The sequence below is a fragment of the uncultured Sphingomonas sp. genome (genome assembly GCF_964244235.1).
In the GTDB taxonomy this organism is placed as follows: domain Bacteria; phylum Pseudomonadota; class Alphaproteobacteria; order Sphingomonadales; family Sphingomonadaceae; genus Sphingomonas.
Map to the genome: position 1 here is coordinate 18361 of NZ_CAXTII010000029.1, position 11677 is coordinate 30037.

Below are 11677 nucleotides of genomic sequence, written 5' to 3' on the forward strand. Positions count from 1 at the left end.
GCGGCGGCGGCGGGGGGTTCGTAGCGGGCAATCAAGGAGTGCACCGCATGCCCGATCTTTCCAAAGCCCGCATCCTCATGCTCGCGACCGACGGGTTCGAGAATGACGAATTGTTCAAGCCGCGTCAGGCGCTGATCGACGCCGGCGCGACCGTCACCCTGGCGTCGCCGAAAACCGATCCGATCCAGGGTGAAAAAGCGGGCGAGAAGGCCGACACGATCACGCCCGACATGACGCTGGATGAGGTCGATACCGACGATTACGACGCGATCGTCCTGCCGGGGGGCGTCGGCAATCCCGACAAGCTGCGCATGGAGGAGCGCGCGATCGAGATCATCCAGGATTTCGCCGAGGACGAGAAGATCGTTGCCGCGATCTGCCATGCGCCGTGGCTGTTGATCGAGGCCGATGTCGTCGACGGCCGGCGAGTGACGAGCTGGCCGTCGATCCGCACCGACCTGGAAAATGCGGGTGCCGAGGTCGTCGACGAAGCGGTCGTGGTCGACGCCAATTTCATCACCAGCCGCAAGCCCGACGACATCCCCGCATTCAACGACGCGATCATCGCAGCGTTGGTCGAGGAATTGGCGGACGCGTAACACCGTGCGCGCCCTGTGGCCGATGGTCAGGGCAGGGCGCGTGCCTGTTTCATCGATGGCGCAAGACCATCGATGAAGCGCTGCGCCGGCCGTTCGACCCGAACGTGGAGGATCCTGGAGCATATCAGGACGATACCGATATAGACGGCGATCAGGGCTGGCGGGACGTCATCGACCCGGCGGACGAAGATCAGCTTGAAGACGATCCACAGCGGATAGTGACATAGATAGGTGGCGTAGCTGACCTCGCCCAGGAAATGCACCCCGCGGCCCCCGAGCGGACTGTCGATGGCCGCGTGGGCGAGCAGGTAGATAAGGAGTGCGAACAGCGCGGGCGCGGCGAGCGTTTCGGGTACGCCGATCGCCCACGAGGCCGCGACGCCGATCGCCGTCACGCCCGCTACGCACACGCCATCGCTACGCTGCCAAAGCGCACAGACGATGGTTCCGGTGAGGAACTCGCACAGGCAGCGGATGAGGCCGAACCGCGGGATGTCGAAACTGAGCAGTGGCGATGGCCGGATTACGACGCACAGCCCGATTGTCAGAATGCCCACCAGCGCCAGCAATGCGGTGGTCGGCAGTCGCCGCCAGTCGATCATGATCGCGACCACCGGAAAGACGAGATAGGCACCCAGTTCGGCGCTGATCGACCAGGATGGGATGTTCCATGCCAGCCGGTCGACGAAACCCCAGTTCTGCAGCAACAGAACGTGCAGCGGCAGATCGGCGAACGGAAAGGAAACGGGGTCCGCCCGACCGGTCGCGACGAACACGAGCGCCAGCGCAACCATCGCCGACAGCATCACGACATGCAGCGGCCAGACGCGCGCGATCCGTTTACGCAGGAACGGCACGATCGCATGCCACCGCTCCCGGTGCAGCCGCTCGCCCCAACTCAGCCACATCACGAAACCCGAAAGAAGGAAGAAGAAATCGACCGCCAGATACCCCTTGGAAAACAGCAATGCGATTGCCGGCGGGAGCCCCGCGATCGACTGGCGGATGTGGAACAGGACGACGAACCACGCCGCGATCCCGCGCGCGCCGGTCAGCGCGCGCAGTTCGCCGACCGGTCGCGTCATGCCGCCACCGGTGTTACGCGGGCGCGCTGGATCGGCCGGGAGCTCGCCTGGCTCCTCTTGCGCGCCAGATAGGTGTCGAGCCCGATCTGCGCGCCGATCAGCATGTAGACGAACGGCTGGAACGCGATCGCGATGAACGCGGCACCAAGCAGATAGACGAGATGGGCGGTCTGCAATGCCCCTGCCAGCCCGCCTGCCCAGGCGAGATCGCCTTCGCGGTAGCGACGGCGCAGGATTTCCATGCGGACCAGTCCGGTGATGCTGATGATCAACCAGAGCGCGAGTCCCGGATAGCCTTGTTCGCCCAGCATCTCGAAATAGGCGCTGTGATAGGCGCGCGCCTTGTCGACCTCGACGGTGTTCTGGGCCGATTTCGATGCCGGGCCGCTGTCGCTCTTCACCAGGTCATAGCGGATGTGGTTGCCGCGATAGGCCTCGAACCCGCCGCCGAACGGATGCGTCTTCGCATAATCCCATGTCCAGCCCCAGACCGCGATCCGGGTCGAGGCGGATTCGTCCGCCTGATAGGATTTGATCGTGTCCATCCGCCGCGTGAACTGCGACGGCAGGAAGGGGACGGCAACGACACCGAGCAATGCGAGAACGGCGATGTAACGCGCCCTTTTCTGCACCGCGCGGATTTGCAGCACCGCCAATAGCAGGATGCAAAGCAGCCCCGTCCGCGTGGAGGTGCCGACCGGGATCAGCAGGCAGGCAAAGACCAGTGCGAGACAGAATGTCTTCGATCGCCGGTCGGGCGGAAAAACGGTGCCGTAGCGCATGAACCAGAGGATCACGGGAATGATAGCGATCGCGACCGCGGAGATCGTGCTGCCCTCGTACAGGCCGCTATTGTTGTCGACCATCAGGTTCAGCTGCCCATAGCCGCCACCGCCGCTTGCCAGCGTCTTTGCGCCACCCACGATGATGATCGACGCCGCCGACAGGATCATGAACAGCAGCAGCGATTCGATGCGGAGCCTGGTCCGCAGCGTGAGCGGCAGGAACGCCGCGAAGAACAACGTCTTCCAGACCCAGTCCCATTTATCGATCGCGTCCGCCGGGAAATCCGCGCCGAGCGTCGTCAGCCCGCAATAGGCCATCAAGATCAGGATGATCCCCTGACGCGGCGCGACCCGAACATCGGCCTTGTCGTCCGCGATGGCCCAGGCCCCGACCGCCAGCGCGACCGCAATCAACGAGATGGGCACCGTGTTGAGCAGGAAATAGGTCAGCCGCTGCGGCGAGACGATGTCGATATAGACATAGGCGAGCACGAACAGGAACGGCCGACGAAACCCCATCCCGAACAGTGCGACGAGGAACGCGGCGAAGGCGAGATCACGCAACCGGCGGCTCCCCATTTGCGGTACGCTTGCGCGGAGCGCGTTTCGCTTCGACCGGGCCCTCCCTGTCCAGATCGGGGCGCTTGAGCAGCAGGAACGCGGCGAGCAGCATCAATCCGTGCGTCAGGCCGAGCGCCAGATTGTCGATCATCGCCGTGCCTTTCGCCCGCACCTCGAATGTGCCGGTCCTGCCTAACGTGGCGCGGTTGACGGCGCGTTAAGCGCTTTGGGGGCAATAGGATGGGATGCGTATTCTCCACGTCCTCGATCATGCTTTGCCGTTGCAGAGCGGCTACACGTTTCGTACCCGCGCGATCCTCAAGGCGCAGGAGGCGATGGGCTGGCAGGTCGCTGCCGTCACCGGGCCGCGGCAAGGGCAATGTGCCGCGGCGATGGAGCGTCACGACGGTCTGGTCTTCCACCGGACGGCCACGCGCGGGTTGAACAACGCTTTCGACGAGATGGCCGGGATCGCCGCCTTTGCCAGGCGGATCGCGGGCGCGGTCGACTCGTTCGGGCCAGACCTCATCCACGCGCATTCGCCGGTGCTGGATGCGATCGCCGCGCTGATCGTCGCCCGCCGCCGCGCCCTGCCGCTCGTTTACGAAATCCGCGCCTTCTGGGAAGATGCCGCGGTCGGCAACGGCACCGGCACCCAGGGGTCGCTGCGCTACCGCACGACCCGCATGCTGGAAACCTGGGCGGTGCGCCGTGCCGATGCGGTCGCGGTGATCTGCGAAGGCTTGCGCGGCGATCTGGTCGCGCGCGGGATCGATCCGGGCAAGATCCTGGTATCGCCGAACGGCGTCGATCTGGGATTGTTCGGCGACCCGCCGCCGCGCGACGATGCGCTGGCGGCATCGCTCGGCCTCGACGGGGCCGACGTCGTCGGGTTCATCGGCAGCTTCTACGATTACGAGGGGCTGGACGACCTGATCGCGGCGATGCCGGCGCTGGTCGCCCGGCGGCCCGCCGCGAAGCTGGTGCTGGTCGGTGGCGGGCCGATGGAGGGGGCGTTGCGTGCGCAGGCGGCGACATCGCCGGTCGCCGGCGCGATCCGCTTCGTCGGTCGCGTACCGCACGACGCGGTCGAACGCTATTACGCGCTCGTCGACATCCTGGCCTATCCGCGCAAACGGATGCGACTGACCGATCTCGTCACGCCGCTCAAACCGCTTGAGGCGATGGCGCAGGGGCGGCTGGTCGCGGCGTCCGATGTCGGCGGTCACCGCGAGCTGATCGGGGACGGCGATACCGGCACGCTGTTCGCGCCGGACGATCCGCGTGCGATCGCCGATGCGCTGACCGGTATGTTCGCGGATCGCGGCGGTTGGGACGCGCGGCGGGAGCGTGCACGTCTGTTCGTCGCGAAGGACCGTAACTGGTCGTCAAATATTTCGCGTTATGCCCCTGTTTACCAACGGCTCGTGACGGCCGCGCAGATGGATAGATCATGGTCTCGATTCCTCGCCTTCAAAGCGTGAACCCGCGGATCGCCGCGATCGGCGGCGGCGCTTGTGCGTCGATCGTCATCGCGGCGATCGTGCTGATGCCGTCCCACATGCTGGAAACCCTGGTCTGGACCAGCGGCGTCGCCGCCCTCGTGCCGACCGCGCAACCGCCGTTGGGGGTCACGGCCCGCGCGGTGCTCGCGATCGCCGCGGGTGGGCTGTCGGGCGCGGTCGCGTGGTCGGTTCTCTATCTGTCGTTCGGTCCCGGCGGTTTTCTCGTGGGTACGAAGCGCGGCGAGCGTGCCGTCGACGCGCCGCCCGTCGTGCGTCGCGCGGATGCGCATCCCGACGCACCGCCACGGCGTCCGATCTGCGCCGCCGATCTCGGCCAGCCGATGATGGATGCGCCCCGCGTCGAACGATCGCTGCCGACCAACCTCGAACAGCCGCTGGCCGCGTTCGATCCGGCCGCGATCCCCGCCGCGCCTCTCGCACCCGTGCGGCCGGTCGCGCCATTGCCCCGCCCGCAGCCCGACGCCCGGATCGAGACGTTCGAATTGCCTCCTGTTCCTGCCGTCCGTATCGCCGCCGTCCAGCCTCGACCGTTCGCGCCCGCACACGCCCGGTCCGAACCGGCCGCGGCACCTTCGATCGAGACGTTGCTGCGTCGGCTGGAAAAGGGCGCGCGGGCGCGGGAACTGGCGCGGTAGACCGACGGGCCGCTCATCCGTCAAATCTCTTCGCGACCGCGCTTTCCTCTGATAACCGGCTGAAAACGGTCGAAGGGAGGGGATATGGACGGGATCGCCGATACGGGCGTGCAGCGCGCGCCGCGTTATGCGTGGTACGTCCTCGCCATTCTGGTACTGGTCTATGTCCTGAACTTCGTCGATCGTCAGATCATCGCGATCCTGGCGAAGGACATCAAACGCGATCTGGGGGTGGACGATCAATTCATCGGTTTCCTGTTCGGCACCGCGTTCGGCGTGTTCTACGCGGTATTCGGTATCCCGCTCGGTCGCCTCGCGGACAGTTGGCGGCGGACATGGCTGATGACGCTGGGTCTGGCGGTCTGGTCGGGGATGACCACGCTGTCCGGGTTCGCAGGGAGCGGCACGACCCTGGCCATCGCGCGCGTGGGGGTCGGTATCGGCGAGGCGACCGCGAGCCCCGCCGCCTATTCGCTCATCTCCGACTGGTTTCCAAAACGGCTGCGCGCGACCGCACTCGCGCTCTATTCGTCGGGAATCTACATCGGCGGCGGGGCGTCGCTGTTCATCGGGGGGTTGATCGTCAAGCGCTGGGACCTTGCGTATCCCGTCCACGCGCCGCTCGGCCTGAAGGGCTGGCAGGCCGCGTTCATGGCGGTCGGTATTCCCGGCCTGATCGTCGCGCTATGGATTGCGACCTTGCGCGAACCCCCCCGCGGGCGATCGGAGGGGCTGGCCACCCCACCGCCGCACCCACGCCCCTTCGGCGCGTTCCTGGAAGAACTGGGCGCGACGATTCCGCCATTCACGCTGATCGGCGCGGCGCGGCGGGGCAGCGGGGCATTCCGGATCAACGTCCTGGTCGCGGTGCTGGTCGCATCAGCGGCGTTTGCGGCGATCAGGATCGACGGTAGCAGATCGGTCGCGCAATGGGGTGCGGTCGGCATCGGCGTGTACGCGGTCTTTTCCTGGAGCGCGGCGCTTCGCGAGCGCGATCCGGCAACCTTCGCACTGACGCTCGGCACGCCGGCGTTCGTCGGCATAGTGATCGCCTATGGGCTGAACGCGCTGGTGGCGTATGCGGTCGCTGCATTCGGCGCGACCTATGTCCGCGATACCTTTGCGGTGTCCGCCGAGCAGGCGGGGCTGTGGATCGGCGCGCCCGCCGCGCTGTCGGGTTTTCTGGGAATCACGATCGGCGGGCGGGCAGCGGACTGGCTGCGGCAGCGTCATGCTTCGGGCCGGATCATGGTCGTGCTGTTTGGCGGGATGACGCCGCTCGTCCCGGTCCTGCTGGCCTTTCGCGCGAGCAGCGCGACCATATTCTTCGTGATGGTGCCGATCGCGCAATTGCTGGCCAGCAGTGCGCTCGGTGCATCCGCGGCGGCGACGCAGGATCTGGTGCTGCCCCGGATGCGCGGCACTGCGACCGCGGTGTTCTTCATCGGCACGACGCTGATCGGCCTCTCTCTCGGACCCTATATGGCGGGTCGTATCTCGGTCGCGACGGGCAGCCTGGCGACCGGCGTGTCGTCGCTGCTGATGACGATGCCGTTCGCACTGGTCGCCGGCCTCGTCGCCTATCGCCTGGTCCCGGCCGCCGAGGCGACGCGGATCGCGCGCGCCCGGGCGTCGGGGGAACCGGCGTAGATCAGCCTGCGGTAAACACGCCGCAGGCGATCCGGCCGCCGCTGTTGCCCGACGGATCGGTCATCAGGTCGTCGGGGCCGGCATGAACCACGATCGATGCGCCGTCCGTGTCCATCAGGGTGGCGATCGTCGCACCCGGGACGACCAGCGCGACGGTGCCGCGGCCGTCATTGCCGACGATCAGATTGGGCAGATCGCCTTCGTGCGGCCCTTGCGGGTTCATGCTGCCGTGCTTCGCGCCGGTCGGGTTCCAATGCCCGCCCGCAGTCGTGAAGCCGGGGGCATCGCATAGCCCGACCGTATGGACATGGATGCCATGCGTCCCCGGGGGCAGGCCATGAAGATCGGCGGTGAAGCGCACGCCGCCGGCAACCGTCGTCGCCGTCGCATGGCCGATATCCGCGCCTGCCGCATCGTGGACGACCGCATGCGCGCCGGGCCCGCCCGCCACCGGCGCCCCCATCCGCATCGACGGGCGGTCGCATCCCGCCAGTCCCACCATGACCGCCGCCAGCATCGCCGTTCGTCCGTAAAGCATATCGTTTCTCCCTGTATTACTGCGAACCGTCGGGCGTTTCCACGGTTCCCAGCGGCCAGCGCATGACGGGTTCATATGTCGCACCCTCCCGTCCCGGATTGCTCTCGTACAGGATCAGATGCGACGGGACGAACGATGCGCTGGACAGGGCGGCATGGCGGACGAGCCACGCGCCGACCTGTGCTTCGTCATGGCCTGCACGGGATAACCGCGCGAGCGTGACGTGCGGGTGATAGGCGCGTCCCTCGGGCGGAAGGCCGACGGCGACACAGGCACGATCGACCTTGCGATGCATCGCGGCCAGCGTTTCCGCGGACGCGATCGCCGCCCATAGGGTATCGGTACGACCCCGCTTCTCGAAGCGCCCGACGCCGGCGATCGACAGGGCAGGCGCGACGGCAAAGACGCGGGACAATGCGATCGTCAGGTCGTCGGCGACCGCGGCCGTCACTTCGCCGATAAACCGTAGCGTCAGGTGCAGTTGTTCGTCGTCCTGCCACCGCGCGCCATCGATCCCGCCCATGACGCCCGACATCGGCACGCGGACGGCAGGCGGCGGGCGGAGAGCGACGAACAAACGGTGCATACGCGATCATCGCGCGCTGCGGCGTCCGTGCAACCGGTTTCGCTTGAAAAGAGTCGCGCCGAGGCCGATATCCGGACGATCCGGCCATGGCGGTCGGCAAAGGAGTTGTTTTCGACATGGCCAATTGGTCTGACCCCCGGCCGAACGCGGCGCCGTTCGGCACCACCGCGAGCGCAACGCGCTCGACCGCGTACGACGCCGGGCTTCGTGCCTATATGCTGTCGGTCTATAATTACATGGGTTCCGGCGTGTTGCTGACAGGCATCGTCGCAATGCTCTTCGCCTGGGGCGGCGCGACGTCGCCGGCCGCGCAGGTGTTCATCGGCGGCGGCGTGCTGAAATACGTCATCATGTTCGCTCCGCTGGGCTTCGTGTTCGCGATGAGCGCCGGACAGGCGCGGATGCAGACGTCGACGCTGAAGCTGCTGTTCTGGGGCTTCGCGGTCGTCATGGGCCTGTCGCTGTCGACCATCTTCCTGGTCTACAGCCCGATGGCGATCGCCCAGGCGTTCTTCGCGACCGCCGCCGGGTTCGGCGCGCTGAGCCTTTATGGCTACACGACGAAGAAGGACCTGTCGGCGTTCGGCACGTTCCTGATCGTCGGCGTGGTCGGTCTGCTCGTTGCGAGCATCATCAACATGTTCGTGCATTCGGGTCCGCTTGGCCTGGTGATCAGCCTCGTCGGCGTGTTGCTTTTCGCCGGTCTGACCGCGTACGATACGCAGCGGACCAAGAGCATGTACCGTTACGTCGCGGGAACCGGTCAGGAAGACCGGGTGGTCATCATGGCGGCGCTGTCGCTGTATCTCGACTTCATCAACATGTTCCTGTTCATTCTCCGGCTGTTCGGCGGCAATCGCGGCTGATCCGGACGGAAATATCGATTTCCATCACGGGCCCGGCGGCATCGTCCGCCGGGCCTTTCGTTTGACTGGACCCCATGCGCCTGCACATCGACGTCCATCTGGATTATGCGTTGCCGGCCCCGGCCGACATATTGCTGCAGGTCGAGGCGGCGATGATGCCCGACCAGACAGTTATCGACGACAGGCTGACGATCTGGTCCGACACCCCGATCCGTTCGGTCGGGGGATATGACCGGGTCGGTCGTCTATGCTGGGCGCGCGGTGTCGATCGACTGACTGTCCATTACCGCGCGACGGTGGACGTGGCCCGCGCTTCCGTGGTGTTGGGGGACTATCCGCCGACCTCGCCGCGGATGGTGCCGGGCGCGGTGACCGCCTATCTGATGCCGAGCCGGTATTGCCAGTCGGATCGGCTCGAGGGCTTCGTCCGGCGGCGTTTCGCCGGATTGCAGGGCGGCGCATTGGCCGTGGCACTGGTCGCCTGGATCACGCGATCGATCGATTACCGAAGCAATTCCAGCACCGGCGACACGACCGCACTCGACACCTTCGCCGCGCGGTCGGGGGTCTGCCGGGATTACGCGCATCTGCTTGTCGCGCTGGCGCGGGCGGGCGACATTCCGGCGCGGTGCGTGTCGGCCTATGCGCCGGGTGTCGATCCGCCCGATTTTCATGCCGTCGCCGAATTGTGGCTGGATGGCGACTGGCGGCTGGTCGATCCCACGGGCATGGCGAATTGCCAGGACCTGGTCCGCATCTGCGTCGGCCGCGACGCCACCGATATCGCGTTCATGACGATCTTCGGTGCCGCGACGTTGCTTGATCAGCGCGTCGCCGTAAAGTCGGACAGGAACGCGGATGCGCCTGCGTCGTTGTAAGGAAGCAATCAAGGAGTGTTCGTGATGACCGATATCGATGACCGCGCGCTCGACAGCCTGTCGGTCGCACCCGCAGACGACGATACGGTCGGCAGCGGACATGATTCGCGGCAGGGTGCCGGCCAGGACAAGTCGATCGCCGAACGGCTTGAACGAAATCCGGCGAGCGTGGACGCCAAGCTGGACAATGGACTGGACGAGTCGATGGACGCCAGCGATCCGCCCTCCGTAACGCAGCCCTCGGGCGCGACCGATGCGCCGCCGTCGTCGGGCTACGACGAGGAAGCGGAAAGGTCGCTCCGCGAGCAGCGCTGAGCGTCCGTCGTCACCCGATTGTTGCGCGTAAAGCGCATATCGTCGTTAATTCCGCCATTCCCGCTCGGTTCGTCGCAATGGATGTTGCGGCGCACAAGCTTTCATGGTCGCTAGTCACTGTCATTGGTCGATTTCGTTCAGGTGTCCGTTAACCATCTTGGCGTATCATCCTAAGACTGAACGAAACGGGCGGGGTAGGGCGATGGGTTCGAGAATGAAGCCGGCCGAAGGCGCAATGACGTTGGCCGAGATGAAGGAGTTCGCGGGATTTCCTGCGGCGACCCAGCGGTACATCCGCCGGTCGCTGGATATCGGGCTCGACCGTGAGGATGCGCTCGCGCGGTGGTCGCGCGATGTGGTGGAGGCGGCAAGCATCCGGGCGCAGGCGCGGATGTATCGCGGCCTGCCGGATATCCGGGAGATCGTTCCAGACGACAGCGGGCTCGACGCGATCGAACCCTTTCTCGCACCGTTGGTGACCGTGGTGGCGTTCGATCTGGGGCAGGGGCGGCTGACCAGTTTCTCCGCGTTCCGGTTCCTCTACGAACGGCTGATCGGCGCATCGGTGCGGCCCTGGCTGCCGGCTGCGTTCTGCGCTGCCGCCGCGCTGCCGCACCTGCATCCGGAATTGCGGCGGAAATTGCTGCAATCGATCAGCGAAGCCGCGGCGACCGCGTCGGGCTGGTCGAATCGTCAACCGGCGTTCTTTCCCTATTGGGTGGAAAAGGTCGACAGCGCCGCACCGCTCGCCACCTGACGCTCATCCGCGGGTCGCGCCGGACAATGGTTCGGACGTAACGGGATAGCCAAGACCTTGGGGTATGCAGAGGCGATCGCCATCGGTGCGTCGTTCGATAAACGGCGTGATGGCCTGGATCGGGTGTGCCGCGGCATCCGCGACCGCCTCCGCGAAATGCCGATGCTGCGCGAGCCGTTCGAGAGTGCGGCGGGTGGGGTAGATGAGGATCGCACGACCCGCATCGGCTGCCGCCAATACCGCCGCCGCGCTCGACCAGAACAGCCGCACCGTCTCCCCCTCGTCCGCACTGGGTTCGGGTGATCCATCGGGATACGCCGCGAGGTAGAAGCGGGTGTCGAAGATACGTGCGTGCTGGTGCGCCGGTCGCCACCGCGCGAAGGGAACGAGGATAGCGGGATCGAGCGTAACGCCCTGGGTCGCCAGCGCGTCCGCAAAGGGTTGACCGGCGTGCAGCGCCGCCCGGATCGACGACAGCGAGGCGGCAGACGGCAGCGGGGACAATCCGATCGCCAGCCCCGCTTCCTCGATCGTCTCGCGAATCGCGGCAATGCGCGCCGGCAGGTCGTCGCCGTCCCCGATCGTCGCAGCGAGCACATCGTCGCCGGGATCGATCCGGCCACCGGGAAAGACGAGCGCACCCGCGGCGAAACGCATCGCCTTCGCCCGTTCCACCATCAGCAGATCGGCTGGCCCATCGACCCGGTCGCGCATGACGATAAGGGTCGCGGCGGGAATGGCGTCGGGAAGGTCGGTCATCACCGTCGCCAATGGACGGTCAGTTACAGCCGCGCAATCGCGAGCAGGATCGACGGACAGGGGCGGGTGGTGGAGCCGAGGGGAATCGAACCCCTGACCTCTGCAGTGCGATTGCAGCGCTCTCCCATCTGAGCTAC

The 11677-nt window shown here is 66.3% G+C and carries 14 protein-coding genes; 8 read left to right on the forward strand and 6 right to left on the reverse strand.

Annotation, left to right across the window (positions count from 1 at the left end; genetic code table 11):
- Positions 1–47 precede the first annotated feature (47 nt).
- Positions 48–599 carry a type 1 glutamine amidotransferase domain-containing protein gene (locus ACFE7D_RS07005; protein WP_375394709.1) on the forward strand — a complete coding sequence of 184 codons (552 nt, stop codon included), beginning with the start codon at positions 48–50 and terminating at the stop codon, positions 597–599.
- Between the two features lie 26 nt (positions 600–625).
- On the opposite strand, the gene ACFE7D_RS07010 is transcribed toward ACFE7D_RS07005, so the two are convergent.
- From ACFE7D_RS07010 to ACFE7D_RS07020, 3 genes are read right to left on the reverse strand one after another with little or no spacing between them, the layout of a single operon-like run.
- A complete protein-coding gene (locus ACFE7D_RS07010) occupies positions 626–1684 on the reverse strand; it encodes an acyltransferase family protein (RefSeq protein WP_375394710.1) in 1059 nt (352 codons plus the stop codon).
- Entirely contained in the window at positions 1681–3033 is a 1353-nt protein-coding gene (locus ACFE7D_RS07015; RefSeq protein WP_375394711.1) for a putative O-glycosylation ligase, exosortase A system-associated, read from the reverse strand. Before ACFE7D_RS07015 ends, ACFE7D_RS07010 begins: the two co-directional genes overlap by 4 nt.
- Positions 3026–3181, reverse strand: a complete 156-nt coding sequence (locus ACFE7D_RS07020) for a hypothetical protein (RefSeq protein ID WP_375394712.1) — start codon at positions 3179–3181, stop codon at positions 3026–3028. The genes ACFE7D_RS07015 and ACFE7D_RS07020 overlap by 8 nt, the downstream gene beginning before the upstream one ends.
- Before the next feature lie 94 nt (positions 3182–3275).
- Here ACFE7D_RS07020 and ACFE7D_RS07025 point away from each other — a divergent pair, with 94 nt between their 5' ends.
- From ACFE7D_RS07025 to ACFE7D_RS07035, 3 genes are all read left to right on the forward strand, one after another.
- The gene (locus ACFE7D_RS07025; protein ID WP_375394713.1) at positions 3276–4514 is read left to right on the forward strand and encodes a TIGR04063 family PEP-CTERM/XrtA system glycosyltransferase; all 1239 of its coding nucleotides are present in this window, start codon (positions 3276–3278) and stop codon (positions 4512–4514) included.
- Positions 4511–5191: a hypothetical protein gene (locus ACFE7D_RS07030; protein ID WP_375394714.1), complete on the forward strand. Its 681-nt coding sequence runs from the start codon at positions 4511–4513 to the stop codon at positions 5189–5191. The genes ACFE7D_RS07025 and ACFE7D_RS07030 overlap by 4 nt, the downstream gene beginning before the upstream one ends.
- A gap of 84 nt (positions 5192–5275) precedes the next feature.
- Positions 5276–6841 (forward strand): spinster family MFS transporter, encoded by a 1566-nt coding sequence (locus tag ACFE7D_RS07035; RefSeq protein WP_375394715.1) that lies wholly within the window; start codon positions 5276–5278, stop codon positions 6839–6841.
- A gap of 1 nt (position 6842) precedes the next feature.
- Here ACFE7D_RS07035 and ACFE7D_RS07040 read toward each other — a convergent pair whose 3' ends face one another.
- Complete coding sequence (locus ACFE7D_RS07040) at positions 6843–7379, reverse strand: superoxide dismutase family protein (protein ID WP_375394716.1); 537 nt, start codon at positions 7377–7379, stop codon at positions 6843–6845.
- Between the two features lie 16 nt (positions 7380–7395).
- Positions 7396–7965 carry an RNA 2',3'-cyclic phosphodiesterase gene (thpR, locus tag ACFE7D_RS07045; RefSeq protein ID WP_375394717.1) on the reverse strand — a complete coding sequence of 190 codons (570 nt, stop codon included), beginning with the start codon at positions 7963–7965 and terminating at the stop codon, positions 7396–7398.
- A gap of 116 nt (positions 7966–8081) precedes the next feature.
- Between thpR and ACFE7D_RS07050 the strand changes: the two genes are divergently transcribed.
- The 4 genes from ACFE7D_RS07050 (at position 8082) to ACFE7D_RS07065 (ending at position 10781) form a co-directional block, all read left to right on the forward strand.
- Positions 8082–8831, forward strand: coding sequence for a Bax inhibitor-1 family protein (locus ACFE7D_RS07050; RefSeq protein WP_375394718.1), 750 nt, complete (start codon positions 8082–8084; stop codon positions 8829–8831).
- 74 nt (positions 8832–8905) lie between these two features.
- Positions 8906–9709, forward strand: coding sequence for a transglutaminase family protein (locus tag ACFE7D_RS07055; protein WP_375394719.1), 804 nt, complete (start codon positions 8906–8908; stop codon positions 9707–9709).
- A 24-nt stretch (positions 9710–9733) separates the two neighbouring features.
- Positions 9734–10024 (forward strand): hypothetical protein, encoded by a 291-nt coding sequence (locus ACFE7D_RS07060; RefSeq protein WP_375394720.1) that lies wholly within the window; start codon positions 9734–9736, stop codon positions 10022–10024.
- 202 nt (positions 10025–10226) lie between these two features.
- Positions 10227–10781 carry a hypothetical protein gene (locus tag ACFE7D_RS07065; protein WP_375394721.1) on the forward strand — a complete coding sequence of 185 codons (555 nt, stop codon included), beginning with the start codon at positions 10227–10229 and terminating at the stop codon, positions 10779–10781.
- Between the two features lie 3 nt (positions 10782–10784).
- On the opposite strand, the gene ACFE7D_RS07070 is transcribed toward ACFE7D_RS07065, so the two are convergent.
- Positions 10785–11540 carry an NUDIX hydrolase gene (locus ACFE7D_RS07070; RefSeq protein WP_375394722.1) on the reverse strand — a complete coding sequence of 252 codons (756 nt, stop codon included), beginning with the start codon at positions 11538–11540 and terminating at the stop codon, positions 10785–10787.
- Between the last annotated feature and the right edge of the window lie 137 nt (positions 11541–11677).